24 protein-coding genes and 2 pseudogenes are annotated in these 26060 nt (G+C 71.5%); 11 read left to right on the top strand and 15 right to left on the bottom strand.

The window, feature by feature from the left end; genetic code table 11:
* Positions 1-48 precede the first annotated feature (48 nt).
* Both ACLF5H_RS31240 and ACLF5H_RS31235 read left to right on the top strand, forming a co-directional pair.
* Entirely contained in the window at positions 49-1641 is a 1593-nt protein-coding gene (locus ACLF5H_RS31240; protein ID WP_421679359.1) for an MFS transporter, read from the top strand.
* A gap of 226 nt (positions 1642-1867) precedes the next feature.
* On the top strand, positions 1868-3235 hold the full coding sequence (locus ACLF5H_RS31235; protein WP_421679358.1) for a cation:proton antiporter: 1368 nt from the start codon (positions 1868-1870) through the stop codon (positions 3233-3235).
* Position 3236: 1 nt separating this feature from the next.
* Here ACLF5H_RS31235 and ACLF5H_RS31230 read toward each other — a convergent pair whose 3' ends face one another.
* Positions 3237-3803 (bottom strand): fasciclin domain-containing protein, encoded by a 567-nt coding sequence (locus tag ACLF5H_RS31230; RefSeq protein ID WP_421679357.1) that lies wholly within the window; start codon positions 3801-3803, stop codon positions 3237-3239.
* A gap of 356 nt (positions 3804-4159) precedes the next feature.
* Here ACLF5H_RS31230 and ACLF5H_RS31225 point away from each other — a divergent pair, with 356 nt between their 5' ends.
* Positions 4160-5686, top strand: coding sequence for a DUF1254 domain-containing protein (locus ACLF5H_RS31225; protein ID WP_421679356.1), 1527 nt, complete (start codon positions 4160-4162; stop codon positions 5684-5686).
* Positions 5687-5706: 20 nt separating this feature from the next.
* Here the strand turns inward: ACLF5H_RS31225 and ACLF5H_RS31220 are convergent, their stop codons facing one another.
* The gene (locus tag ACLF5H_RS31220) at positions 5707-7215 is read right to left on the bottom strand and encodes a cryptochrome/photolyase family protein (RefSeq protein ID WP_421679355.1); all 1509 of its coding nucleotides are present in this window, start codon (positions 7213-7215) and stop codon (positions 5707-5709) included.
* A 369-nt stretch (positions 7216-7584) separates the two neighbouring features.
* On the opposite strand from ACLF5H_RS31220, the pseudogene ACLF5H_RS31215 reads away from it, so the two are divergent.
* The 3 genes and pseudogenes from ACLF5H_RS31215 to ACLF5H_RS31205 all read left to right on the top strand — a co-directional run.
* Positions 7585-7749: pseudogene (locus ACLF5H_RS31215) on the top strand (FAD-dependent oxidoreductase); the annotation flags it as partial.
* A gap of 242 nt (positions 7750-7991) precedes the next feature.
* The gene (locus ACLF5H_RS31210; protein WP_421679354.1) at positions 7992-8867 is read left to right on the top strand and encodes an FAD-dependent oxidoreductase; all 876 of its coding nucleotides are present in this window, start codon (positions 7992-7994) and stop codon (positions 8865-8867) included.
* A 145-nt stretch (positions 8868-9012) separates the two neighbouring features.
* The gene (locus ACLF5H_RS31205; protein WP_421679353.1) at positions 9013-10518 is read left to right on the top strand and encodes a pyridoxal phosphate-dependent decarboxylase family protein; all 1506 of its coding nucleotides are present in this window, start codon (positions 9013-9015) and stop codon (positions 10516-10518) included.
* Positions 10519-10549: 31 nt separating this feature from the next.
* Here ACLF5H_RS31205 and gvpJ read toward each other — a convergent pair whose 3' ends face one another.
* Positions 10550-10936, bottom strand: a complete 387-nt coding sequence (gene gvpJ / locus ACLF5H_RS31200; RefSeq protein ID WP_421679352.1) for a gas vesicle protein GvpJ — start codon at positions 10934-10936, stop codon at positions 10550-10552.
* 515 nt (positions 10937-11451) lie between these two features.
* Entirely contained in the window at positions 11452-11592 is a 141-nt protein-coding gene (locus tag ACLF5H_RS31195) for a hypothetical protein (protein WP_421679351.1), read from the bottom strand.
* Positions 11593-11680: 88 nt separating this feature from the next.
* Here ACLF5H_RS31195 and ACLF5H_RS31190 point away from each other — a divergent pair, with 88 nt between their 5' ends.
* From ACLF5H_RS31190 to ACLF5H_RS31180, 3 genes are all read left to right on the top strand, one after another.
* Positions 11681-12148 (top strand): hypothetical protein, encoded by a 468-nt coding sequence (locus tag ACLF5H_RS31190; protein WP_421679350.1) that lies wholly within the window; start codon positions 11681-11683, stop codon positions 12146-12148.
* A gap of 396 nt (positions 12149-12544) precedes the next feature.
* Entirely contained in the window at positions 12545-12874 is a 330-nt protein-coding gene (locus ACLF5H_RS31185; RefSeq protein ID WP_421679349.1) for a hypothetical protein, read from the top strand.
* A 580-nt stretch (positions 12875-13454) separates the two neighbouring features.
* Positions 13455-13850: a hypothetical protein gene (locus tag ACLF5H_RS31180; protein ID WP_421679348.1), complete on the top strand. Its 396-nt coding sequence runs from the start codon at positions 13455-13457 to the stop codon at positions 13848-13850.
* 23 nt (positions 13851-13873) lie between these two features.
* Here the strand turns inward: ACLF5H_RS31180 and ACLF5H_RS31175 are convergent.
* Positions 13874-14911, bottom strand: a pseudogene (locus ACLF5H_RS31175) (IS110 family transposase).
* A 501-nt stretch (positions 14912-15412) separates the two neighbouring features.
* The gene (locus ACLF5H_RS31170) at positions 15413-15808 is read right to left on the bottom strand and encodes a hypothetical protein (protein WP_421679347.1); all 396 of its coding nucleotides are present in this window, start codon (positions 15806-15808) and stop codon (positions 15413-15415) included.
* A 5-nt stretch (positions 15809-15813) separates the two neighbouring features.
* On the opposite strand from ACLF5H_RS31170, the gene ACLF5H_RS31165 reads away from it, so the two are divergent.
* Positions 15814-16173, top strand: a complete 360-nt coding sequence (locus ACLF5H_RS31165; protein WP_421679346.1) for a hypothetical protein — start codon at positions 15814-15816, stop codon at positions 16171-16173.
* Between the two features lie 29 nt (positions 16174-16202).
* Here ACLF5H_RS31165 and ACLF5H_RS31160 read toward each other — a convergent pair whose 3' ends face one another.
* On the bottom strand, positions 16203-16964 hold the full coding sequence (locus ACLF5H_RS31160; RefSeq protein WP_421679345.1) for a DUF4097 family beta strand repeat-containing protein: 762 nt from the start codon (positions 16962-16964) through the stop codon (positions 16203-16205).
* Positions 16965-17139: 175 nt separating this feature from the next.
* Here ACLF5H_RS31160 and ACLF5H_RS31155 point away from each other — a divergent pair, with 175 nt between their 5' ends.
* Positions 17140-18123, top strand: coding sequence for an SDR family NAD(P)-dependent oxidoreductase (locus tag ACLF5H_RS31155; RefSeq protein WP_421679344.1), 984 nt, complete (start codon positions 17140-17142; stop codon positions 18121-18123).
* Here the strand turns inward: ACLF5H_RS31155 and ACLF5H_RS31150 are convergent.
* The 8 genes from ACLF5H_RS31150 to ACLF5H_RS31115 form a co-directional block, all read right to left on the bottom strand.
* Entirely contained in the window at positions 18110-18943 is an 834-nt protein-coding gene (locus tag ACLF5H_RS31150; RefSeq protein ID WP_421679343.1) for an SDR family NAD(P)-dependent oxidoreductase, read from the bottom strand. The two genes, ACLF5H_RS31155 and ACLF5H_RS31150, sit on opposite strands and share 14 nt — an antisense overlap.
* 63 nt (positions 18944-19006) lie before the next feature.
* Entirely contained in the window at positions 19007-19813 is an 807-nt protein-coding gene (locus ACLF5H_RS31145) for an enoyl-CoA hydratase/isomerase family protein (protein ID WP_421679342.1), read from the bottom strand.
* Positions 19810-20868: an acyl-CoA dehydrogenase family protein gene (locus ACLF5H_RS31140; protein ID WP_421679341.1), complete on the bottom strand. Its 1059-nt coding sequence runs from the start codon at positions 20866-20868 to the stop codon at positions 19810-19812. The genes ACLF5H_RS31145 and ACLF5H_RS31140 overlap by 4 nt, the downstream gene beginning before the upstream one ends.
* On the bottom strand, positions 20865-22001 hold the full coding sequence (locus ACLF5H_RS31135; protein ID WP_421679340.1) for an acyl-CoA dehydrogenase family protein: 1137 nt from the start codon (positions 21999-22001) through the stop codon (positions 20865-20867). Before ACLF5H_RS31135 ends, ACLF5H_RS31140 begins: the two co-directional genes overlap by 4 nt.
* The gene (locus ACLF5H_RS31130; protein WP_421679339.1) at positions 21998-23200 is read right to left on the bottom strand and encodes a CaiB/BaiF CoA transferase family protein; all 1203 of its coding nucleotides are present in this window, start codon (positions 23198-23200) and stop codon (positions 21998-22000) included. Before ACLF5H_RS31130 ends, ACLF5H_RS31135 begins: the two co-directional genes overlap by 4 nt.
* The gene (locus tag ACLF5H_RS31125) at positions 23193-24290 is read right to left on the bottom strand and encodes an NAD(P)/FAD-dependent oxidoreductase (protein ID WP_421679338.1); all 1098 of its coding nucleotides are present in this window, start codon (positions 24288-24290) and stop codon (positions 23193-23195) included. Before ACLF5H_RS31125 ends, ACLF5H_RS31130 begins: the two co-directional genes overlap by 8 nt.
* 7 nt (positions 24291-24297) lie before the next feature.
* Positions 24298-25458 carry a hypothetical protein gene (locus ACLF5H_RS31120; RefSeq protein WP_421679337.1) on the bottom strand — a complete coding sequence of 387 codons (1161 nt, stop codon included), beginning with the start codon at positions 25456-25458 and terminating at the stop codon, positions 24298-24300.
* Positions 25455-26003, bottom strand: coding sequence for a UGSC family (seleno)protein (locus ACLF5H_RS31115; RefSeq protein WP_421679336.1), 549 nt, complete (start codon positions 26001-26003; stop codon positions 25455-25457). The genes ACLF5H_RS31120 and ACLF5H_RS31115 overlap by 4 nt, the downstream gene beginning before the upstream one ends.
* Positions 26004-26060: the final 57 nt, after the last annotated feature.

Below are 26060 nucleotides of genomic sequence, written 5' to 3'. Positions count from 1 at the left end.
CGCCGTCCCACCACCACAGACAAAGGCACCCCCATGCCCTCCGCCCCCATGCCCTCCACCCCCGTGGACCACTCGACCCTGCCCGCACCCACGCGCCCGCGCACCGAACGGGGCCCGCGCTCCAACCCATGGCTGACGCTGATCGCCGTGGCGATCGGTCTCTTCATGGTCAACCTCGACGGATCCGTGGTCTCGATCGCGAACCCCGAGATAGGCCGTTCCCTGCACGCGACCACCGCCGACCTCCAGTGGGTCACCAACGCCTACCTCATCGCGATGGCCGCCGCCCTGATCCTGGGCGGCAAACTGGGCGACCGGTTCGGGCGGCGCACGTACTACATGAGCGGTGTCGGAGGGTTCGTCGTGGCCTCGGTCCTGATCGGGCTGATCGGCTCCGTCGAGGGCGTGATCACCTTCCGCGCGCTCCAGGGACTCTGCGCCGCGCTGCTGATCCCCAACACCCTCGGCCTGCTGCGCGCCGTCTTCCCGCCGCGGCAGTTCGGCATGGCGGTGGGCCTGTGGGCCATGGTGGCCTCCTGCTCCACCGCGCTCGGACCGATCGTCGGCGGCCTGCTGGTCGAGCACGTCAGCTGGGAGTCCGTCTTCTACATCAACGCGCCCATCGGCCTCGCGACCCTCGTCTTCAGCGCGCTCGTGCTGCCGCAGAGCAAGGACTCCACCGGACGCCACCGCTTCGACATCCCGGGCGTGTTCCTGCTGGCGCTCGGCCTGGTCGCCCTGGTCTTCGGCGTGGTCAAGGGCGAGACCTGGGGCTGGACCTCGGCGGGAACCCTGGGCTCCCTGGCCGCCGGACTGGCCCTGCTGGTGCTCTTCGGCTGGTACGAGACCCGAGTGCGGCACCCGCTGCTGCCCATGCGGCTGTTCCGCAGCCCGGCGCTGACCATCGGTGCCCTCGTCACCGCGATCAACTTCTTCGTCCTGCTCGGTGTCATCTTCTTCCTGATGCTGTATCTCCAGAACGTCCGGGGCCTGAGCCCGGTGGAGGTCGGCGTGCGCACCCTGCCGCTGAGCCTGGCCTCCGTGGTCGCGGCGCCGCTCGGTGCGGCGCTGACCGAGCGGTTCGGCGCGCGCCTCTCCATGCCGGCGGGCATGCTGCTGGAGGCGGTGGCGTCCCTGTGGATGCTGACCTGGGACACGCACGCCTCGTACCCGGCCATGTGGCCGCCGTTCATCCTGATCGGCCTCGGCGTCGGCATGGTCATGTCGGCCTCCTCCGACGCGATCGTCGGCAATGTGCCCGTCCGCGACGGCGGGGTGGCGAGCGGCCTCCAGTCCACCGCGTTGCAGATCGGCGGGGCCCTCGGCACGTCCGTACTGGTCTCGCTGATCAGCGGCCGCGTGGGCGCCACGCTCTTCGGTGAGCTGAGCGATGCCGGGGTGCCGACGGCCGCGGCGCACGGTTTCGAGGGCGCGAGGGACGCCGTGGCGATGGGCATCGCGCCGGTCACCGGCGACATGCCCGCCCGGCTGCGGGCCGCCGTCGTGGAGGGCAGCGGCAACGCCTTCATGAACGGTGTGCACACCGCCGTACTGGTCACGGCCGTGCTGTGCGTCGTGGGCGCCGTCCTCGCCTCGGTGGGGCTGCGCGGCGGCACGGCCGCCGGCACCGTCGAGGACTGACGGAGGACCCTCGCGGAAGGCCGGATGGCCGGATGGCCGGACGGCCGGACGGCCCCGCCGGGCCAGGCGCGGCCCGTGCCGCGCCGCCCTCCGGCTGCGACGGCCGGACAACCGGAGGAGGATGGATCCGCGCGGACCGGCAGGGCCCGGACCAGCGGGAACCTGCTTCAGCGCGGCCGGGCGAAGTGTGCCGACGGAAGGCCACGGCGATGAGCGGCGAAGGGCGATGAGCGGCGAAGCGTGGGCCGGTGCGGCGGTGGCGGGCATCACGGCCGCGTACGCGCTCTGCTCACGGCGGCTGGCGTCGTCCCCCGTGTCATCGGCGATGGTGTTCGTCGGCTGCGGGATCCTGCTCGGTCCCGTGGCGCTCGACCTCGTCGACCTGAGGCACCACTCCGAGCCGGTCATCGCACTGCTCGAAGCGGCGCTCACCCTGGTGCTGTTCACCGACGCCATGACGGTCCGCAGACGGGATCTGCGGACCGACGGCTTTCTGCCGGCCCGGCTCCTGTGTGTCGGTCTGCCGCTGAGCATCGGGGCGGGGTGGCTGCTCGCGTGGCCCCTGCTGCCCGGGCTGACCCTGTGGGAACTCGCCCTGGTCGGCGCGGTCCTCGCCCCCACGGACGCGGCCCTTGGCAAGACCGCCATGTCCAGTCCACGGGTCCCGGCGCTCGTCCGGCACGGCCTCAATGTGGAGAGCGGCCTGAACGACGGCATGGTGCTGCCGTTCTTCGTGCTCTTCCTCGCCGTCATCCCCGGCACGTCCGCCGCGCGGGAGGGAGCCTCGGGTGTCTTCTGGCGTGCGCTGGTGCTCAGTTCGGTGCTGGGATTCCTGGTCGGCGCCGTCGGCGGTCGGCTGTTGCGAGCGGCGCGGACACGGGGGTGGGTCTCGGGGGAGTGGGCGCAGCTGTTCGTCCCGGCCGTCGCCACCGCCGCGTACGCGCTGGCGCTCGTGGTGAACGGCAGTGGCTTCATCGGCGCCTGGATCGGCGGCTTCGCCTTCGGTTCGGCACTGCGCCGGTTCCCGACCGCCGAACGCAGGCTCCCGGGCACCGAACCCCAGGAGAGCCCCGGCTCCCAGGAGAGCCACGGCCCTTCGCCGGACGCCCCCGACCCCGTCGCCGGTTTCACCGAGCACCTCGGCGAACTCCTCGCCTCACTCAGCCTGCTGGTCTTCGGCGCCGTACTGCTCGGCCCGACGCTGGAGCACCTGAGCTGGCGCATCGTCGGCTACGCCGTGCTCAGCCTCACCGTGGTCCGTATGTTGCCCGTGGCGCTCGCGCTCGCCGGGAGTGGGCTGCGCCGTCCCACGGTCGCCTACATCGGATGGTTCGGACCCCGTGGTCTGGCATCCGTCGTGCTCGGGCTGCTGCTCCTGGAGGAAGAGCACGTCCAGGGAGTCGAGTTGATGGCGAGAGTCGTGGCGGTCACCGTCGGCCTGAGCGTGCTGCTGCACGGTGTCACCGCCGTCGCCCTCGCCGACCGATACGGCGACTGGCACGAGAAGGCCCTGGCCGCGGGCGGGAAACTGCGCGAGGGAACCCCCGTTCCCGAGTCAGCCCGGGTCGCCCCGCGCAGAAACCGCCGGCCGTGAGTCAGGACGCCGGGGGCTGGAGAACCGCGTCGATGACGTAGATGGTGGCGTTCGCGGCCTTGATGTTGCCGCAGACGACGCTCGCCTTCCCGTTGACCTTGAAGTCGCTGCCCGAGCCCGACGTGGTCAGCTTGCCGCCCTCCACGGTCGTGAAGGAGCCGTGGGAGAGTTCGTCCGGCGTGATCTGCTTGTCCACGACGTGGTAGGTCAGCACCTTCTTCAGCTGCCCCTGGTTCTTGAGCAGCGAGGTGAGCTGCGACGCGGACACCTTCTGGAACGCCTGGTCACTGGGGGCGAAGACGGTGATGTGGGACTTGCTGTCGAGTGTGCCGTTCAGCCGCGCCCTGACCGCGGCCGAGACCAGCTGGCTGAGCTGCGGATACGCGGCGGCGGCCTCGGTGACCTTGTCCTTGACCGTGTCGATCTTCTGGGAGACCGCCGGACATCCGGGACCGAATGTCCCCGACGGGCCGGGCGACGCGGCCCGTGCCTGCGCCTGCTGCGCCATACCTCCGAGCGCGAGCGGTACGGCGACCAGAGTCGCCGCGGCGGCCTTCGCTGTACGCATGCCGGTGAACCTCATGGCAACCTTCCTCCCGTGGAGGCGTGAACACTGCCGAGGACGGGATCGCGGAAATCCTTGTCTCCGCGCGAATCCTCGATTCCGCGCACGGGGTGGGTGGCTGCTGCCGCGCCACGGCCCTGGGCCATTCCCCGGCTGCCCAGCGAGCGTATCCAGCAGGCGCGGCTGACCGCATCTCGAAGCCCGGGGCGACGAACACCCGCCCTGGTGAACCCGGGCCGCCGCCCTGCCCCGTTCCCGCCCGGCTGCGGCGCCCGGCGACGCGGCGCACAATGGTCGGCGAGGAGCGACAAGGCGCTCGTGACCGGGTACTTCATGCGGTTGAGCGAAGTGGTGTCGACATGTCCGAACCATCACAGAGCCAGAGCCGGAGCCCCGCCTGGCGGCGCATCCCCGAGGACGTGGCCGGCGCGGCCGTCACGGTGGCACGGGCCGCCGGGCACGCGGCCCTCCACCCGAAGGCCACGATCGACCGCGCCCGCCACCTGCCGGAGATCGTGCCCGCGCTCGGCCACGCGATGAAACCGATCCTGACCGGCCGCATGGGCGACTGGCGCGGTGAGTACGCCTACACCCTCGGCCAACAGGCGTTCGTCTACGGGTTCCCGTACATCTACAACGCCCAGCTGAGGCACGACTGGGTGACACGGCCACGGAACCCGGCCACGATCCCGTACGCGCCCGTCAACCACTTCTGGCATGCCGAGCGCCTGCTGGACGCGACCTACCGCGACGGCGGATGCCCCAACAACGACACCCTGTACTCGACGGCCTGGGTGCACCTGGGCGACGAGCCGGTGATCCTGTCCCACCCGGACATGGGCGACCGGTACTTCACCTTCGAACTGGTGGGGATCACCTCCGACAACTTCGACTACGTCGGGCAGCGCACCACCGGATCCGACGCGGGGAGCTTCGCCCTCGTCGGTCCCGGCTGGAAGGGCAAACTCCCCGCCGGCGTACGCCGCTTGAAGAAGGCCCCCAGCCCGTGGGTGCTCGTCCTCGGCCGCACCCTGGTCGACGGCCCGGACGACGTGCCCCGCGTCCGGGAACTCCAGGAGCAGTACCGGCTCACCCCGCTCAGCCTGTTCGGCGCGAAGGACCCGAAGGTCCCCGAGAGCCGTGACGTCCTGGTGCCCGTCCCGGCGGCGGAGGATCCGCTGGGGCCCTGGAAGACCCTCAATCTGATGCTGGCCGAGAACCCTCCGCCGTCCCGTCACCGGGTCCTCCTGAAGCAGTTCGCCCAGATCGGCATCGGCCCCGGCCTCGACGTGGAGGCCCAGCCCGAGGCCGTCAGACGAAGCCTGGTCCGGGCCGCCGCGCTCGGCGTGCCCCTGCTCAAGCAGCAGCTCCTCAGCGGCGATTGGGCCGAACTCGTCCACGGCTGGCGCTATCCGCCGCCGGAGATGGGGCGCTTCGGCGACGACTTCCTCAAACGTGCCGCCGATCAGTCGCTGATCGGCGTCGCCGCCAACGACCCCGCCGAAGCGGTCTACTTGCTCAACTTCGAGGACGCGAACGGCGATCAGCTCGATTCCGGCGGCCGGTACGAACTGCGGTTCCCCGCCGACGCGTTGCCCCCGGTGGACGCCTTCTGGTCACTGACCGCCTACGGGGAGGACATGAACCTCATCGCGAACCCGGCCGACCGCTACTCGGTGGGCGACCGCAGCGCCGGCCTGCGCCGGGACGCGGACGGCGGACTGACCCTGCACCTCCAGAGCGAGCGGCCCGATGAGGACAAGGAGGCCAACTGGCTGCCCACCGCGGCGGACGGCACCTGGTTCGTGGCCCTGCGTATGTACCGGCCGAGTCCGGCGGTGATCGACGCGACCTGGGAATGCCCGCCGCTGACCCGCCTCGCCTGACCGCTCGTACGACGGCCACGTCACGGCGTCTCGCCCGCCCGCCGCCGCTCCTGCCGCAGCAACTCGTCGAGGTCGCCGAGCCGGTCCAGGCCCCGCACCGCGCGCCCCATCCGGGCGTTGCCGGAGAGCAACCGCCGGTGCCGGTGCAGGAAGGCCCAGTACCCGGCGGTGTAGGGGCAGGCGCGCGGACCGGTGCGCTCGGTGGGCCGGTAGGCGCAGCCGTCGCACAGGTCGCTCATGCGGTGGATGTAGGCGCCGCCCGAGGTGTACGGCTTGGTGGTCATCCTGCCGCCGTCCGCGTACTGGGACATGCCCACCACGTTCGGCACCATCACCCAGTCGTAGCCGTCGACGAAACAGCGGTGGAACCAGTCCGTCACCGCGCCCGGGCCCCAGCCGCGCTGGAGCGCGTGACCGCCCAGCACCATCAGCCGGGGAATGTGATGCGTCCACCCGGTGTCGCGCACCTGGGCGAGTACGGTGGCCAGACAGCGCGCGGTGACCGCGTCCGCGTCCAACTCGGCGAAGTAGTCCGGCAGTTCCGCCGTATGACCGAGCGCGTTCCCGTGCCGGTAGTCCTCCCCGCAGTGCCAGTACAGCTGCCAGACGTACTCCCGCCAGCCCGCGACCTGCCGTACGAAGCCCTCCGCGCTGTTCACCGGTACGGCCCCCGCCCGCCAGGCCCGCTCGGCCTCCGCCACGCACTCCGCCGGGTGCAGCAGCCCCAGGTTCAGCGAGGACGACAGCAGGCTGTGGCTCATCACCGGGTCGCCGGTGAGCATCGCGTCCTCGTACGGCCCGAAGGACGCCAACCGGTGTGCCACGAAACGCCGCAGGGCCGACAGCGCCTCCCGTCGCGTGGCGGGGAAGCGGCGGGGCCCGTCCCGGCCGACGAAGCGCACACCGTCCTCGCGCTCCCACCGGTCGAGTTCGTCGCGTACCTCCGCGTCGATGTCGTCCTCGCGCGGACGGTACGGACCCGGTACGTCGAGTTCCCGGGCGCCGCCCGGCGGGGGCTCGCGGTTGGCGTGATCGTGGTTGAACCGGCCGCCCGCCGGGTGATCGCCCTCCATCAGCAGGTCGTGCTCCTGACGCACCCAGCGGTAGAAGTCCTCCTGGAGCAGCCGCCGTTCACCGCGCTCCTCGGCCCAGGCGGCGAACTCCTCGCGCGCCACCAGGAAGCCGCGGGCGGGCAGCAATCGGACCCCGTCGAGGGAGCGCACCAGCCGGAGCGCCGCGTACGAGGTGGGGTGGCACACCGTGACCGGCGCGTCCCCCACCGCCCGGCGCAGGCCCTCGCGATAGGTCTCGGCCCGTACGTAGGTCACCCGCTCGCCCAGTTCCGCCGCGCGGTGCCGCATCGCGGAGAGCACCAGGTGTGCCTTGGCCCGGTGGAAGCGGCGCCGCCGGAACACCGACCTGGCCTCGATCATCACCACGGGAGCCCGGTGGCCGGGCCCGTCCGCCCCGTCCGGCGTGAGGAAGTGCGGGCCGAGCTGGTCGCCGAAGATCCAGTGCGGGGTGGTCATGGGCGGGATGCCTTTCCTGCGGCGAGGGGGCGTGCGGGTGCGGGTGCGGGCCGGGCTGGGGGCGGGCGCTCTCTTCCGCTCGGGGCCCGCGTCCGCAACTCTCGGACGTTTTCGCCCGGGCGGCCGGTCGGCGGACGCGCCGGGCCGCCGCTAGTCACCCGTTCGGGTGCGGGCGCATCCCCGGCGGCGGCCGAACGGGGAAGTACCCGAGAAGGACGTACGGCGCCCGGGCAGACATCGGATGCCTGGCCGTCGGCGTTCAGGCGCGCGCTCGCGGGGCCGTCCGGGTCCGGTGGCGGCGGGGGAGCGGGCCCGGTGCCGTGCGACCGCGCCACTTTGCGAGGGGCCCTTGAGGAGCGAGGAGAGGTGATGGCCGTGGTGGACGGATCCATGGGCGCCGACGTCGTGGTGGTGGGCGCCGGGGTCGCCGGGCTGGCGTGCGCCCGCGACCTGGCCGCCGCCGGGCTCGGTGTCACCGTGCTGGAAGCGGACGACGCGGTGGGCGGCCGGATGCGGACGGACCGCGTCGACGGCTTCACGGTGGACCGGGGCTTCCAGGTCGTCAACCCCGCCTACCCGCAGCTGCGCCGCCGCCTGCCCGCGCGGTTCGTCGACCCGCGCCCCTTCCTGCCGGGCGTCCTGGTGCACACCGGTGACCGGCGCGTGCTGCTGGCCGACCCGCGCCGCCGCCCCGACGCGGTGGCCCCGCTGCTCGCCAGATCGGAAGAGCACACGTCCCGCTGCTCGCCGGGCGGTTCGCCCGGCCGCGCGACCTGGTGGCGCTGGCCGCGCTCGGCGCCCGCGACGCGCTCGCCCCGGCCCGGACCATCAAGCGCGCACCCGAGTACACCACCCGCACCGCACTGGCCGACGCGGGCTTCTCCGAACCGTTCGTGGAGGACTTCTTCCGGCCGTTCCTCTCCGGGGTCTTCCTGGAGGAGGCGCTGGAGACGTCCAGCCGGGTCTTCCACCTCGTGTGGCGCAGCATGCTGCGCGGCGCCCTGTGCCTGCCGGCCTTCGGCGTACAGTCCGTCCCCCGCGCCCTGGCCGCGGCCCTGCCCGAGGGCACCGTACGGCTCGGCACCCCCGTCTCGGGGCTCGCCGACCGGGGCGTGCTCACGGCGGACGGTACGGAACTGCCGGCGCGCGCCGTGGTGCTGGCGACCGGCGCCGGTGCCGCCGCACGGATGCTGCCCGGCCTGGACGTGCCCGCCCAGCGCACGGTCACCACGTACTACCACGTGGCCCCGCGCTCCCCCCTCCGGCAGCCCGTCCTGCTGGTCGACACCCGTCGCCGTGTGCTGAACACCTGTGTCCTCAGCGATGTCGCGCCCGAGTACGCGCCGCGCGGCAGCGCCCTCGTCGCCACCTCGGTGCCGGGCCACGACTCCGAGCCCGTACGGTCGGCCGTGGCCGCGGCCCTGTCCGAGATGTACGGCACCGACACCACCGGCTGGGACCTGCTGGTCGCGCGCACCATCGAGGACGCGCTGCCCGCCATGCCGCCGCCCTGGCCGCTGACCCGGACGTGCCGTGCCGGGCAGGGGCGTTACGTCTGCGGGGACCACCGGGGGACGGGTTCCGTCCAGGGCGCCCTCGCCTCCGGCGCACGGGCGGCCCGGGAGGTGCTGGAGGACCTCGGCGGAAAGTGAGCGCGCCCCGGCTCCGCCAGACGTCACCGTGTCGACCGCCTTGTGCGGAGCGGGAATTGGCGATACCTCTGACGCTGCGCCGCGCTTCTCCCGCCCTTTCGCGCAGGGAAGCGGTCCTCGTGCCCGAGACAGACAGGAGCCGACCGTGCCTTGTGAGTCCGCAGCCGAGCCGACCGTCTCCGCCGTACGCCCCGCCTCCGCGCTGCCCCCGGGGCGCCCCGCCGAGCAACTGCTGGCCGAGCTGCGGGACTTGCGCACGGCGGACGCGCCGACCCGGGGCGGCCGGACGTTCGCGTACGTCTACGACGCGGGGCTGCCCGGCGTGGACGAGCTGACCGAAGCGGCGTACGGCGTGTTCGCCACGGTCAACGGCCTGGACCCGACGGTCTTCCCGAGCGTGGCCCGGCTGGAGAACGACGTGGTGGGCGCGGTCTCCGCGATCCTGGGAGTGCCCGGCGCGCAGGGCAGCTTCACCAGTGGCGGCACCGAGTCGATCCTGCTCGCCGTCAAGGCCGCCCGGGACCACGCCCGTGCCGTGCGCGGGGTGACCCGGCCGCAGCTGGTGCTGCCGTCGACGGCCCACGCGGCCTTCCACAAGGCGGCCCACTACCTCGGGCTGGAGCCGGTGGTGGTCCCGGTCGACCCGCTCACGTTCCGCGCCGACGCGCCGGCCGTCGCGAACGCGGTCACCGAACGGACCGCCCTGGTGGTCGCGTCGGCCCCGTCGTACGCGCACGGGGTGCTCGACCCCGTGGCCGAGATCGCGGCGGCCGCCGCGGCACGGGGCGTGCTGTGCCACGTCGACGCGTGCATCGGCGGCTGGTTCCTGCCGTTCCTCGCCCGCGCGGGCCTCCCCATCGAGCCGTTCGGTCTCTCGGTCCCGGGCGTCACCTCGATCTCGGTGGACCTGCACAAGTACGGCTACGCCCACAAGGGTGCCTCGGTCGTCCTGTACCGGGACGCCGGACTGCGCCGCCACCAGTACTTCGCGTACGCGGACTGGCCCGGCTATCCGGTGGTCAACCCCACCGTGCAGGGCACCAGGTCCGGCGGGCTGCTGGCGCAGGCATGGGCGGTGCTCAACCACCTCGGCCACGACGGATACACCGCCCTGGCCCGCCGCGTGGCGCTGGCCGCCGACCAACTGCTGCCCGGCCTGCGGGCGTTGGACGGCGTCCGGGTGCTCGGCGATCCGGCGGGCAGCCTGATCGCGTTCACCGTGCACGGCCCCGCGGGCGCGCCCGATCTGGGGCTGGTGCTGCACCTGGCGGACGAGATGCGGGAGCGCGGCTGGTACCTCCAACCGCAGCTGTCCTGCGCGGGCCTCCCACCGAACCTGCACCTGACACTGACACCGGCGACCAGTGACCGGGTCGAACCACTGCTGGCGGACCTGGCCGAGTCACTGACGGCGGCGCGCGCGTGCGAGCCGTTGACCGTGGACCCCGCGCTCGCCGAACTGGCCGCCGCACTCGATGCCGACACCCTCACTCCGGAGGACGTGGCGGGATTCCTGGCCTTCGCCGGGCTGGACGGCGCACAGGGCCTGCCCTCCCGGACAGCGCCGGTACTGGCCCTGCTGGACGCGCTGCCGCCCCGGCTGAAGGAGCGGATGCTGACGGAGTTCGTGGGTTCGCTCTTCCACATCTGATCCGCGGTACGGCAGCCAGCCGCACGTGTCATCAGCGCCGGGACCTCTCGCCCCGCCGCCCCCGGCCCTCGTCCCGCGCCTGGTGGAAGGCGTCCGACATCGCCTCCGCGGCCCCGGACAGGACCCCCTTGGCCATGCCGCGCCCACCGGATCCCTTGAGCTGTCCGGGGAGTTCGGTGAGCCCGGCCGGCTTCCGCGGCCCCGATTCCAGATCCAGACGGTTGCACGCCTCGGCGAAGCGCAGATACGTGTCGACGCTGGCGACCACGACACGGATGTCGACCTTGAGGATCTCGATACCGACGAGGGAGACCCGCACGAACGCGTCGATCACCAGCCCGCGGTCGAGAATGAGTTCCAGCACGTCGTAGAGGCCACTGGAGCCGCCTCCGCCACCACCCTGCGTCGCCACGGTCATCACGACCAACCCCTTGTCCCTCGGTCCCGAACGATCCCGCCGACACCGCGCCCGGCAGCGGGCGAAGGCCGCCCGATCCGTGTGACCCGAACCCGTGCGGTCAAACGCGTGTACGAGCCGATCGGCGGGGTGATGACGCTTGAAGCGGCGGAATCCAGCCGATCGGTAGATGGTTCCAACGCCTACCTTGCAATCACTTCCACCACGGCCGTCCGACCTGCGCGAACGAGCCTTCGCAAAGAGTCGAGTCTCAGACATGAAACCCCTCGCACGGCAGGACTGACGGCAGGACCAAGCAAAGACCCCCGACCGTATGGACGGTCGGGGGCCTTCTATGCCCTCAGCGGCACCGACGCCGGAGTGCCACAAGGATGACCGGGCTCGGTGAGCACGTCGTCCAAGGCGAATTCCGGAGGGTGCCACAGCAGGGTCACGCCGTGCTCCGCGGAGTAGGCCACGGTCTTGTCCTCGTACGGGAATTCGTGGTCGCCGGTGAGCCTTCTCGTACTCCTCGGTCATGAGGTCGGCTCGCAGACCAGCTCGGCCCACACCTGCTTGCCCCGGCGGTGCAGATCCGTTCCCCAGCGCTCCGCCAGGGCGTCGATCAGGACGAGGCCCCGGCCGTTGGTGAGGAGGTCGTCACCGGGTCTGGCCATCTCCGGCAGCACACGGGCCCTGTCGGCCACGCCGATCCGTCGCCGTCGAACGATCAGGAAGGATCCCGCCGAGGCCGTTGACGCCCGGATGAAGCGCTCCCGTGTTCTGTTCAGGGCGGGGAACCGCTTCTCGCTGCTGCTGGAGGAGTCCGTACCGCGGTACCGCATCGGGGACTCCGAGACGATGGCCGGCCAAGCTGTAGTCCGACACCAGGTCGTCGCCGTCGCCGCTGTACCAGGAGCTCCACTCCGTGAGCTTCTTGGCCACCGGGGCCAGCTCGGAAGGCAGCCAGGCCATCTCCCCACCAGCGGGCAGAGGCATCGGATCACCCCTGTTGTGCTGTCGGGTGTCAGGCGGCTCGCGCGGCTGCTTCAGGGGCGCGTCGTGTCCGTCGAGGGCGGCCTTTGGGCCCCAGGTGTTGGAGTTCATCTCCTTGAGCAGCTCGTGGCAGGAGCGGTGGATCATCAGCTGTCGGTTCGCCAGGAGATGGGACTCCAGGCGCATGCCGTCCTGGTGGAGCTGCGGCTTGAAGCTGGCCGCTGGGATCCACGATGACGAACTGAGATCGCACACGGCCGTACGGGGGCACGTCGTCCAGCCACTGCACGATCCGGCGGGACGTATCCGCCCGGGTCAGCGTGAGGTTGGCGGTGGCCCTGGCGTAGCGGTAGGGTCACCAGGAGCTCGCGGGCGTTCTCCCGGACCTTGTCCCCGGCATCGAACTGGGAGAGCTTCAGAGCCCTGTTCAGGGCCTGCATGGCCGCCGCGGTAGGTCCTTGGCCTCCTTGGCCCGCTGACGCTGATCCCGCAGCGTGGTTCGTGGTGGTGCCGACGGAACAACCCGTCTGACGGGCGATCTCGTTGCGGCTGACACCGTCGGCATGGAACTGACGGCGCCGCTGCTCGTCCTCTGCGGATAAGGTTCGGGCCACGGTCGGCTCCCCCCCTCACGTGCACGTGGTGACGGGTGACCGGACCGCGCTGGGTTCTTCACCCTCGCAGCGCAGCAGTTCTGAGGCGAAGGGCCCGAGCGGAGCCCTGCCGGTGACGGCCTCGCGGTTCAAGGAGTGGCCGTTCACGGTCAGTGCAGGCATCTTGAAGTGCGAGGGCGGGGCAGTCACGTTCGAGCCGCCTGGAGGTCCGCGCTATGCGGTGAACGGCACGGCCAAGGACGCCGGCTATCCGGCGATCACGCCGATCTGGGCGGACGACAAAAGCTTGGGCAGCGGTGTGAAGATCGACATCTCCGAGGTGTTGAACAAGGGCCTGAGCCTCTGCTGACCCGCGATACACGCGTGTGGTGACGGGGGGCACCGCGAAGAAGTGCCGGACCCCGGCGGCCCTGAACTGTCTCATGACAAGGAGGAGGGACTTCACTCGGTCACGGAGTTCCCGGTCCGGGATGCGGGCCACGACCCTCTGAACCCTCTCCATGCGGCCGAACACGGTGTCCAGGTACGCGGCGCTCTCGTCCGTGCGCATCGTGGCGACTTCACCCCTGACCGATCCCAGGAACTCTGCGAGCGCGATCAGCTCGTTCAGCGCCTCGTCCGCTGCGGCCTGGCCGATCTCCCGGAGATGAGACTCCCGGGCTTGCTTCCGCTGGTGGGACGGCGTGAGCCACACGTCGCCGAAGGACGCGGCACCACCCACAAGGGCGCCGCCGAAGCCGATCAGGCCGGAGAGGACTTCTGGTTGCGTGCCGACGGGACCAACCCCGTGGGGCTGATTGCCTCAAGTCCTTGAGGCTTCTGCCCGTCAGGCGTTCGGCAGCTTCATCAGTTCTGGCTCCTGCGCCGCCACACGGAGACGCGACTAGAGGGGGGTGCCCCTATGCAGTTCGTCAAGGAGGCGGGTTAGCTTGCTCGTGGTGTCGGTTGGAGAGGGGGATGCGGTGGTGGTGCCAGGCGGAGGGATGAAGGTGCGCGCTGTTGATGAGTGGCGGGACGTCTATGACCTGCTGGATGCCGTTCGGCAGCGGCCGAACGCATGGGTGCGAAACGGCTCGTTGCAGGAACTGGCGGTGATGATGTTCGGCTACCACCTCGCTCTTCAGGTCCACGATGTCGATGAGGTGTTCGAGTTCCACCGTGGAAGTGGAGGGTTTGCCTCTTGGCTCAGCAGGACTCGTGGATGGTCGATGGCGACCGGGTGGGACGCTGCGATCATGGAAAACCTGCCTGGCGAACCTCCGCTTGACGCCTTCTTCCGGCTCGTGGACGAATACCAAAACATCGCAGATCAGCCCGTCTTGTGAGCTCTCGCAGCATGGTGTTCGGGTCAGGCTGTTCGGGCGGGTCGGGGTTCGTGGAAGGTGCCGTCGCGGAGCATCGCGAAGAGGACGTCGGCTCGTCGTCCGGCGAGGCAGAGGAGGGCTTGGGCGCCAGGGCGAGCCCGGCGTAGGCGGCGAGGTGGGCGGCGGAGGGGAAGCTGCCGTCGCCGACGTCGATGAGGATCCTGGCTCCGGTCCTGATGCCGACTCCCGGCATCGAGATCAGGACCTGGGAAAGAGGGGGGCTCCAGCAGTTCCTCGATCCGCCCGGCCAGGAGTTTGCGCTGGTCGAGGACGGTCTGGAGCGAGGCGGCCAGGCTCGGGACGATCAGCGCGGCGGTCTCGGTTCGGGGGGCCATCACGGTCTGTTCGCCCAGCGGGGTGAAGATGTCCTCGAGCAGGCGCTCGGCCATGCGTGGCGCCTTCGGTCGCAGCGGCGTGACCAGGCGGCGCCGGCCGGCCTTGCGTATCCGGGCGGGGGATCCGAACCGTTCCAGCAGGGTCGGGACGGCCGGGTGCTGCAACCGCGGGCCCGGGATTCTCTCCAGGGGTGGGTGGATCTGGGCCGGCAGGCCGTGGAGCCGGCTCGTGGTCCGGGTGGCCTCGCCGGTCAGGTCGTCGCCGAACCCGACGATCATCTCCAGTTCGGCGATCGTCTCGTCTTCGAGGTCGACCGAGCGCAGGGTGTGAGGCATCGCGCGGGCCGCGTCGGCAGTGATGAACGCGTCTCTCGTGTCGGTCTTGGCCTCGCCGGGGTAGAGGTCGGTGATCCGCCGTGTCGTCAGCCCTGGCAGGTGGGCGGCCGGGCAGCCCATGTCCCGGGCGACCGCGAGCGGCAGGGCTCCGATCGAGGACGGCTGGTCGACGACGAGCACCGTGCCGTGCTTGGCCTGGAGCCTCGCGGACAACTCCCTGAGTCTGGGCTCGGTGTTGGGCAGGCGTTTGTCGAACGCCTTCTTTCCGGCCGGGGTGACGGCGGTGGGGTGGTGTTCGCCCTTGCCGACGTCCAGACCGAGGAAGACGTCGATGTCGCTGGTTTTGATCACTTGCGTCCTTCGGCCGTGCTCCACCCGGCCGTCCTCCGGCACTGGTCGCCACATCCACATGACGAAGAGCCTCCCGACCTGCGAGGGGTCGGTGGCCGTGCCCCTGATCAGCGGTCTGTCAGTGCCTCCAGGGCCGGTGACCCCCCCCGGATCGTGGTTAACAAGGGGGGAAGCCATGCCGGGCCCGAAGGCCGGGAGCCCCATTGCGGGACCACCGAGAAGGTAATGGGGGGCGCTCATGGCTTCGTTTTCGCCGCCGTTGAAGCGCTCGACGTCCCCTCAGAAGGCGGTCAGCGCGTTGTCCTTGTCCTCGCCGTGCAGCTCCCTCATGGACCCGCGTCGGGCTTGTCGTGACCTCTATGTGTTCGATCTGCTCCGGGCCGTAGCCCACGAGCACGGCGCCGAAGATGCTCATCGGCCTCTCCCCGCCGAGGCAACGGCAATCCATACGCCGTCCTACCCGCAGACCGGGCTGTGCTCGGTGAGGACCTTGATCGTGCGCTAGATGGCGCCCTTGCGCTGACCGGAGGGACGGTCGTGTAGATGGATCCAGACGAGCCGGGCTATGTGCGTCAGCTCGGAGTCCCAGAGGACTCTGTCGAGCGCGGGGATGACCGGACGCGGGGTGTTGTACTCGATTTCAAGCACCCCCCGGAACTCGATCACGTGGTCGTCGATGACCTCGGCCGAGGCCAGGGTGGGCCGGCTCTGGCTCGGGAACCATGAGACGCAGGGGTTCGCTCGCAAACCCTCGGCGATGAGCTGCTCGACCAGCAGATCGCCGAAGTGGAAGACCTGATCGAGGTCACTGATGCCACAGCGGCCCGCAGGGTGCTGCGTCGCGGCTTCTCCAGGGCCGAGGCCGAGGAGGCCACCGAGCGATCGGCCAAGCCGCACATGGCATGGACGAACCTGAGGGGCTGGAGAAGCTGAGGCGCGAGACTGAAGCGCTTCAGCGCGAAGCTGCTGATGCCACACGGCGCCTGCAAGGGCTGGAGCGCCTTGCCGAGGCGGCCAGGGAGAACTTGGCGGAGCTGGTGGATGCCGAGATGGCCGAACCCCTCGACCTGATGGGGCTCGAAGCGAAGGTGGTCCGCTCTGCTCCACACCGATTGGGCGTGGCATGCGGTATCCGTGAGGGGTTCGTCAAGGCAGGCACGGGCGTTCCGGTCCTGACGGACGAGGGCTGGGGGCTGCTGGCTATTGAGTCCAAGCCGGGTGATGAGGCACGAAGCCGTTGTCCCGGGCGGCGTCCCGCGTGAGCGCCGACGGCTGATGGCGGCCGTGCGGGTCAGCCCCGGTGCGCCTCGGTGTCGCCGTTGACGGTGCGCAGCGTCAGCCGATGCCGGTGGTCGGCGGGGTCGGCGGCCGGAATGTCCACGGTGGAGCGGCCGTTGACGGTGCTCGCGTCGGTCGCGTACGGCGGCGCGCTCGCCGGGAGGGTCACGCGCACGGAGCCGTTCCGGGTCACGCCGTCGAGCGCGTCGGGCGAGGTCGTGCACAGCAGGTCGACGTCACCGTTGACCGTCTCGGCCCCCACGTCGCGCGCCGCCAGGCCGGTCGCCCGGACGGAACCGTTGCGGGTGACAAGGTGCGGGCGGGCCCCCTTCGTGCCCGAATCCTGCACGGTGACATCGCCGTTGACCGTGCTCAGGTTCAACTCGCCCCGCACATCGCTCACATCGATCCCGGCGTCGCGGGCCCGCACGGTGAGGGTGACATCGCTGGGCACGCGAACGAGCGGCATCCCGCCGCAGTTGTCCCTGGCCCGGTCATCGCCCTCGGCGCAGGGCAGGTCGAGGGTGTGGGTGCCGCCGTCCCCGTCCCAGCGGGCGAGGGTCGCGCCGCCCACCGACACACTGCCCTCGTCCGTCCCGACGACCCGCACGCCGCCCTGCGTGGTGATGACGAGTCGGCTGCCGTCCGCGAGGGCGGCCCTCTGAAACGTCCCTCCGCGTTCGCCGGGCATGGCCCCCGGCGCCGTCCGGTCACCGCCGTGGCCGCAGGCCGTCAACGCGAGGAGCGACACCAGCGCACACCCGGCCCGGGCCACGCGGCCACGATGACGGGACGCGCGCCCGGAGTGCGAACGGCTCGGCCTGCTCCACGATGACGTCATGGGATGCGGGTGCCCGGCAGGGACGGGTTTCGTGCACCTCGATCACACGGTCCTGGAGACGCGCGCCGCCCGCGCCACTTCCTCACGACTGGTTTGTATAGTCGCCGTCATGGCCGCTCACCCCCTCATCTCCACCCCCTTCACCGCCGCCACCACCGCGGACGAGGTGCTGCGCGGCGTCGACCTGGCCGGTGTCCGCGCGATCGTGACGGGAGCTTCCTCCGGGCTGGGGGCCGAGACGGCTCGGGCGTTGACCGCCGCCGGGGCGGAAGTGACGCTGGCCGTCCGGAACACGGCGTCGGGGGAAGCCGTCGCGGGGGCGATCGCCAGGTCGACCGGCGGGATCCCGCCCCGGGTCGTCCGCCTCGACCTGGCCGACCAGGCCTCCGTCACGCGCTTCGTGGACGCGTGGCGCGGCCCGCTGCACCTCCTGATCAACAACGCCGGCGTGGTCACCGGCGGTCTCGAACGCACGGACGAGGGCTGGGAGTTGCAGTTCGCGACCAACCATCTCGGCCACTTCGCCCTGGCCACCGGCCTCCATGACGCCCTGGCCCTGGGGGCGGCCGACCGCGACGGAGCGCGGATCGTCTCGGTCAGTTCGACGGCGCACATGCGCTCCGGCATCGACTTCGAGGACCTCCACTTCGAGCGCCGCGCCTACGATCCGCAGACCGCCTACGCCCAGTCGAAGACGGCGAACTCGCTCCTCGCCGTCGAGGCGACCCGCCGCTGGGCGTCCGACGGCATCGTCGCCAACGCGGTGAACCCCGGCGGCGTCGCCACAGGACTCCAGCGGAACTTCACACCGGAGCAGCAAAAGTCGCTCGACGCGGCCGAGGCCGCCGGGGTCTTCACCTACAAGACGATCGAGCAGGGGGCCGCCACCACCGTCGTCGCGGCCGTCGCCCCCGAGTTCGCCCACACCGGTGGCCACTACCTCGACGACGCGCAAGAGGCCTACACCGTGCCGGACGACGCCGACCTCGCCCGGCATCCGCACGGGGTCAAGGCATGGGCGCTCGATCCCGCCGCCGCCGAACGCCTCTGGTCCGTCTCGACCGACCTGCTCCGGAGGTTCAACGTTCCCTGATCCCCATGTGGTGGAGCAGGATCGCGTCCCGGACCTTCGTCGGCAGATGCTGGTTGAGGAAGAAGAACAGCGAGCTCATCGGGTCGATCTGATGGAAGAGCTTCGGCTTGTCGGCGAGGACGACGGCGGCGATCTTCTTCGCCGCCTGCTCGGGGGTGGGGGCTCGGCGGACCAGTTCGTTGTCGCGTTTGATGAAGCGCATCGCCCGCTCGTAGTAAGGGGAGGTCTGCTCCGGCAGCTTGAGGGCCTTTTGGGCGAAGCCGGTCGCGACCTGGGCCGGTTCGATGAGGGCGACCTGGATGCCGTACGGCTCGACCTCGAACCTGAGCGACTGCACCATCCCTTCGACGGCGAACTTGGTCGAGGAGTAGACCGACTCGAACGGGAACGGGATCCGCCCGACCAGTGAGGCGACCGCGACCAGCTTGCCCCGGCGGCGTTCGCGCATGCCCGGCAGGAAGGACTGGAACAGGGCCGCGGCACCGATCACATTGATCTCGAAGGCGCGCAGCGCCGCGTCGAGATCCACCTCCTCGAACGGCCCGAAGAACGGCACGCCGACATTGGACATCACCGTGTCGACGTACCCCCACTTCGCCAGGACGTCGTCACGGAACGCCCGCACCCCCGCGCGGTCACGGATGTCGAGGCACACCAGATGGTGCTCGACGCCCTTCGTGTCGAGTTCCGCCCGCAGCGACGTGAGCCCGGCTCCGTCGACGTCGAACCCGGCGATCGACACCCGCCGGTCGGCGAGCAGCAGGGCGGTCCGGCGGCCCATGCCGTCGGCGAGCCCGCTGATCACAACACGCTGGGTCATCTGGTCCTCCTGAGGGTGATGTCCTGAAGACGGTGGCCAAAGGGTGGGGCGCGTCCGGGAGGCTCAGCGTCCGCGGAACACGGGATCGCGACGCTCCAGGGACGCCGTGATGCCCGCCTCGGCGTCCTCGGTGCGCCACAGCCGCTCCTGCTCGTCCAACTCGTGCGCGAGCGCCGCCGTCAGCCGGTCGAGCAGATCGGCGCGCATCGTGGCGCGCATCGAGCGCACCGCCAGCGGGGCGGCGCCCGCGAGTTCACGGGCGAGTCCGACGGCGGCGGCCCGTTCCTCGCCGAGTCCGGTGAACCGGTCGGCCAGCCCCGCGGCGTACGCCTCCGCACCGCGCAGCGCACGACCGGTGTACAGCATCAGCTCGGCGCGGGTCCGTCCGACGATCCTCGGCAGGGTCAGGCTGAGCGCGAAGCCGCAAGAGAAGCCGAGCCGGGAGAAGTTGGCCTCGAACCGGGACTTCGGCCCGGCGACACGGAAGTCGGCGGCGCAGGCGAGCCCGAGCCCACCGCCCACGGCCGCACCCTGCACCGCCGCGACCACCGGAATCTCCAACCGGAAGATACGGGCGGCCTGTTCGTAGACGGCCGCGGCGGACGCGCGCGGGTCGAGCCCACCGGTGGCATCGGCCAGCCGCGCGCCCGCACAGAAGTGCCGGCCCTCCGAGCACAGTACGATCGCCCGCGCATCCTCGGCGGTGGCCCGCTCACCGGCGTCGGCGATGGCCGCGAGGAGGTCGCGGTCGAAGAAGTTCGCCGGCGGGTCGTGCAGCTCCACGACGGCGACATGGCCGTCGCGTTGCAGGGTCACCTTGCCCGGCTGCCGGACCTTCCGTGGTGCCTCGCCCCCGTCTCTCTCACTCATACGGACAGCGTCCCCTCGTCCATGGCGACCGTCGCGACGCGCCGCGCGCCCGCCACCGCGGCACCGATCCGGTCGGACAGCGCCCGCTCGGTACCCCAGTCACCGCGCCAGGCGTTGAGCCGCCGGGTGTGGTCCTGCAAGGGGTACTCGCGGGTCATGCCGATCGCGCCGTGCGCCTGGTGCCCCGACCGGATGCTGACGGCGGCGTTCTGGTCGGCCAGCAGCTTGGCGGCGTACGCGGCGAAGGAGGCGTCACGCCCGGCGGCGAGGGCGGCCGCCGCACGGTCGACGCTCACCTGCGTCATCACCGCCATCTGGGCGAGGAACACCAGATGCGTCCGCACCGACTGGAACGTGCCGATCGGCCGGCCGAACTGCTCACGCTCGGCGGTGTATCGCTGTGTCAGCTCGTACACGGCGGCCATCGCACCGGCCATCTGCGCGGCCCGCAACACCGCTCCCTGTTGGGCGAGTTGCTCCGCCGTGACGGTGCCCGGCAGCACCTCGGCCCTGGCGCCGTCGAAGGCCAGTACATCGCGGGGCTGGCCCGCGATGTCCCGCCCGGCCGTGATCTCGGCGTCGGCCGGATCGAGGACCAGCACCTTCGCTCCCGCGCCGGTCCCGGCCAGTGCCACGACGCGCTCCGCCGCACCGCCCCAGGCGACATCGCGCAGGGTGCCGGTGACCGTCCTGCCGTCGACGCCCAGCGACACGGGCGGCGGCGCGACCGTCCACGGGGCGCCGCCCTCGACCCGCCCGCCCGAGGCCGTGACCAGCCAGAGCGCCAGGTGGTGCTCCAGCAACGGCAGCGGTACGGCGTGCCGCCCGGCGGCGGTGAGCAGCGTGATCACGTCGGCGAGCGTCCCGCCCGACCCGCCCGCGGCCTCCTCGATCCCGATCCCGGGCAGGCCGGGGCCCGCGACGGTGTCCCACAGATCGCGGAGCAACGGCGAACTCTCCGCACGCAGCACCGAGTCATGGCCGGCCTTGTCCGCGAAGAGCCGGTTGACCAGCTCCTCCACATCGCGGTCCGCGCGGTGGGCGGCGTCGCTCATCGGCTGAGCTCCTTCGCGATCAGGTTGTGCAGGATCTCGGTCGTGCCGCCCCGGATGGTCCAGGACGGCTTGTGCAGCACGGCGGTGGCGAGCAGCGCCTCGAACGGGTCCCGGGACGACGGATCGGGCATCCGCCCGAGATGCCGTACGACGATCTCCACGCACTCCTGCTCGAACCGGGTGGCCATGTCCTTGACCAACGCGGCCTCGGTCTTGGGGAGTTCACCGGCGTCCACCATCCGGGCGACCGCGAGCGACATGCCGTGGAAGGCCCAGCAGCGGGTGGTGATGCCCGCGAGGTCGCTCTTGAGCCCGCTGGAGTCCGTGTCCAGCTCGCGGCGCACCCACCGTTCGAGCACCGGCAGCGCCGACATCCACCGGTCGACGCCACCGCGTTCCAGGACCAGTTCCCCCTGGTTCTGCATCCAGCCCCAGCCGACCTCGCCGAGCCGCCGGGTATCGGGCACGAACACGTCCTCGAAGGCCAGCAGGCAGAAGTGCGCCTCGCCGTCGATGAACGGGATCGGCGAGATCGTCAGGCCCTCGGTCGGCCGCTCGATGATGAACTGCGTCAGACCGGCGTGCTTGTCCTCGCCGGTCCGGAACAACCCCAGGACGTAGTCGGCGAGATGGGCGCCCGAGGTCCAGATCTTGCTGCCGTTGATGACCCAACCGCCGTCCACCGGCACCGCCTTGGACGTGATCGAGGCCAGGTCGGAACCGGAGTCCGGCTCGGACATGCCGATCGCGAAGGACAGCTCCCCGGCGGCGATGCGCGGCAGGAACTCGTGCTTCTGCTCCTCGGTGCCGTGCAGCGCGATGCTCGGCCCGGACTGCCGGTCGGCCACCCAGTGGAAGCCGACCGGCGCCCCGCGGGCCAGCAGTTCCTCCACCACCACGAGCCGCTCGACCGCCGTACGGCCGCCCCCGCCGTACTCCTTCGGCAGGGCCATGCCGAGCCAGCCCCGGGCACCCAGATCGCGCGAGAACCCCGGGTCGAACGCCCCGGCCATGCCCAGACCCACCGGGTAACTGCCCTCGGGCAGCCGCTCGTCCAGCCAGTCGCGGACCTCCTGCCGCAATTCCCGCTCCGACGCGGTGAGTTCGGTCGCGGTCAGTCGAACACGGCTCATGCGGAGGCCCTTTCGTCGTCCCGTGCCGGACGGTCGCTCCACACCGAGCCGCCGCCCAGCGCCTGCCCGGTGTGCTCGCCGACGGCGGGCGCGGGGCGGCGTACCCGCGCGGGCGTACGCGAGAAGTTGGCGGTCGGGGGCAGCGTCCGGTACGCACCCGCGACCGGGTGCTCGGCCGACGGCAGAGCGTCGACAAGGTCCTGAAGGGTCGCCATCCGCACGGCCGGGATGCCGGCGCCCCGGCAGAACTCCAGCCACTCCCGCGTCGTGCGCCGCCCGACGACCTCCCGCATGATCGGGTACAGCTCGGGCGCGTGTCTGATCGCCGAGGCGAGGTCGGCGAAGCGCGGATCGTCGAGCAGCTGGGTCTCCCCGGCGTCCTGGAAGATCGCGAGGAAGTGACTCGGGTGGTACGGCAGGATCTGGATCCAGCCGTCGGCGGTCCGCTGCGGCCGGCGCTCGGGCGTCAGCACCCTCGGATAGCCGGTGGCCGGCCGGTCGCCCTGTGCTGTCGGCGGCTCGGGTATCGCGCCCGCGCCGTGCTCGGCCAGCATGAACGCGGTCATCGCCTGCACCATCGGCACTTCCACCAACTGTCCTTGCCCGGTGCGGGACTTGTGGAAGAGGGCGGCGGTCACCGCCTGCGCGAGCGCCAGGCCGCAGACCTTGTCGGCGAAGATCGTCGGCAACAGCGCCGGTTCGCCCGTCACACGGTTCATCATGTCGCCGACCCCGACGGCCGCCTGGATGATGTCGTCGTACGCCGGGCAGTCCTCGGCCCCGGACCCGAGCGGCCATCCCTGCGCCTGGCAGTAGACGATCTCGGCGTTGAGGGCGCGCACCGACTCATGGTCGAGGCCGAGCCTGCGCAGCGTGCCGGGCAGCATCGTGGCCACCACGACATCGGCCTCGGCGATGAGATCGCGGACCACCGCAGCCTGCTCGGTGTCCTTGAGGTCGAGGCAGACCGAGCGCTTGTTGCGCAGCAGATTGAGCGCGATACCGGAGAACTGCGGTACGGGTCCCGGGCCCATCACCCGGTTGGTGTCGCCGCCCGCGGCCTCGATCATCACGACGTCGGCGCCCTGGTCGGCGAGTATCTGCGTCGCGAACGGCCCCATCACCACCCGCGACAGATCGATGACGCGTACGCCGCTCAGTGGGCCGGTCGGCCGGTCATGCGTGGGCTGTTCAGACATGGACGTCCTCCAGGTAACGCGTGATCTCCAGGGCGGCGGCACACCCCGCGCCGGCCGCGGTGACGGCCTGCCGGAAGCGGTCGTCGGCGACATCACCGGCGACGAAGACCCCGGGCAGCCGGGTGGCCCCGCCGGGGCCGGTGGAGTGCAGATGGCCGGTGGCGGTCAACGGCAGGAACCCGGTGGCGAGTTGAGTGCGCGGTTCGTGTCCGATCGCGACGAACAGGCCCTGGACCGCGAGGACGTCGGCCGTGCCGGTCGCGGTGTGTTCGACGCTCAGACCGACCAGTCGGCCGTCGGCGTCCCGCCGCAACGCGCGTACGACCCGTCCGGTGCCGATCTCCACATGGGGCAGCGCGCGAACCCGGTCGAGCAGTACGGGAGTTGCCCGGAACGTGTCGCCTCGGTGGAGCAGATGCACCCGCCGGGCATGCCGGGAGAGGGCGAGCACCTCCTCCATCGCGCTGTCGCCGCCGCCGACGACCGCGACATCACGGCCCTTGAAAAGCGGCGCCTCGCACACGGCGCAGTAGGCGACACCGAGCCCGCCACCCGGCGCCGCCCCGCCACCGGTTCGGTCTCCGCCACCCGCTCCGGCCTCCCCGCCCGGCCGGATCTCGCCCGGCAGACCGAGGCGGCGCGGTGCCGATCCGGTGGCCAGGACGATCGCACGGGTGCGCACGGTGCCCTCGGCGGTGACGACCTCGTGCACGACCCCGCCCGGCGCCCCGCCCGGGGCCTTGCCGGGCGCCGTGCACTGCGCCGCCGGGGACGGTCCTTCGGCTGCGTACCGGATCGTCTCGGCGTCCAGGGCCAGGACCCTCGCCCCGGCCCGCTCGGCCTGCTCACGCATCCGCGCCATCAGCTCCGGGCCGTCGATCCCCTCGGGGAAGCCCGGGAAGTTCTCCACGATCCCGGTGTCCATGAGCTGCCCGCCGGGCGCCGTACCCGCGAGCACGACGGTGTCGGCGCACGCCCGCGCCAGATAGATGGCGGCCGTCCAGCCGGCCGGTCCGCCCCCGACGACCACCGCGTCGACGGTGTCCGTGGGCAGGGCCGGCCCGGCGGTGACGTTGGCCCAGACGCTCATGCGGCGCTCACTCCGACTCCAGGTCGTTCGCCCAACTCGCCGTCTCGTTCAGCGGCGCCACGGTGAACCCGGCGCCCTGCGTACGCGGCAGCCGCACGGTCTGGCTCCATGTCGCGCCGAAGGTCGGCATCCAGGTGGAGTGCTTGCCGGTGCCGCCCGCGACGATGATCTGGATGTCCTCCGGCGCCCGCGCGATCGGCACCCGATGCCCCCACTCGTCGAGCCTGAGCCGGTATCCGCCCCACAGGCTCGCCTCCTCCAGCTTCTCCCCGCCGACGCGGGTCGCGTCGACGCGGGCGTGCTCGAAGAGGTATTGCTGCACATCGCGCCGCGACAGGCCCGAGTCGGCGAGGACCCGCGCGTGCTCGGGCCCCAGCGCGAGGAACTGGTCGCCGCCCCGGTACACCGTGTTCGCGCCCGGCACGGACATCGTCGCCGCGATCGTCATCAGCAGGTTCTCGCCGGTCGAGGACTGATGGTCGTTGATGTTGTGCGGCCCCTCGACGGCCGCCACCGTCACCAGGTCGTCCGTGGGCTCCCAGCCGTCGGGCCAGGGCAGTCGCGCGGCGTACGACGGCCAGGGGCTGTCGCCCTGGTTCTCGGCGAAGCAGAACGACCACTTGGCCGGCGTCCCCTGCGTGGCCCGGTCGATGTCCCCGGCGACCTCGCCCTCACCGGGCCGGGCGCCGCCGATGTTCATCGCGACGAGACGTACGGCACGGCCGATGGTGCCGTTGGCGCGGAACCCGGCACCCATGCACCCGGCACCGCTCGCGATGCCCAACTCGCCCGCCAGCGGGCCCTGTACGACGACCATCAGCGCGCACGGATGCGTCGTCATCTGCATGCCGTAGAGGTTGAAGTCGGGCTGCCGCAGCGCGAGGACCGCGGCCTCGAGGACGGGCATGTACGCGGGAAGGCAGCCGGCCATCACGGCGTTGGCGGCCAGCCCGCGCAGCGTCAGCTCCGCGCCGCGCGGCGCGATCGGTCCGAGGGACGCGCCGGGGTCGCGGGTCGCGGCCGCGAGGAAGGCGTCCACCCGCCGCGGGGTCGGTACGACGACGGGCAGCCCGTCGGTCCAGCCCCACCGGTGCAGTTGCTCGGCGGCGGAGTCCTCGTCGTGGCTGTCGGCGAGGTCGATGAGGTCGGTCGGTCCGGTGGCGGTCACGCCGCGCTCTCCTCGGTGATCTCGGTGGTCAGTGCGGAGACGACGGAGTCGACCGCGGCGGGGGTGACCCGCTCGAAGGCTTCCCGCGGAGCGATCCCGCCGACCGGGTGGGCGACGACGGAGAGCCCGAGCGCGTCGGCGCCCTGGAGGGCGAGGACCTGGCGGGAGAAACCCTCGAACTGGGTGGACGCCATGCCGCACACCGGCAGCGCGCGCCCGGCGAGCGCGGCCATGTCCGCCACCGCCCACGACGCGCACGAGCCGCAGTCGAGCATCGCCACGACGACGGCGTCGCACTCGGCCGCGACCCGGTCGAGCAGTTCATCGGTCGCGGCGATCGAGGGCACCCGCTTCGCGTACAGCCGTGGCGTGATGCCGAACCGCCCGACCAGCGCCGTGGCCACGCCTTCGAGCACCTTGTCGGCGTTCATCTTGCTGTTGCTGAGGAAGCCCACGGTCAGCCCGTCGAGGCTCGGGACCGTGACGCGTGGGACCGATCGGGGTGCCGCCTCGTAGCTGGTCGGATTGACGATCGTGACGCCCATCAGAACCTCCCTGTCGGCGTCTTGACGCCGTGTGCTGTGACGCGGATCGTATTCATA

The sequence above is a fragment of the Streptomyces sp. LaBMicrA B280 genome, from assembly GCF_049222185.1.
Lineage (GTDB): Bacteria > Actinomycetota > Actinomycetes > Streptomycetales > Streptomycetaceae > Streptomyces > Streptomyces murinus.
The sequence above is the reverse complement of the archived record's forward strand: the minus strand, read 5'-3'. Positions and strand labels throughout refer to the sequence as shown.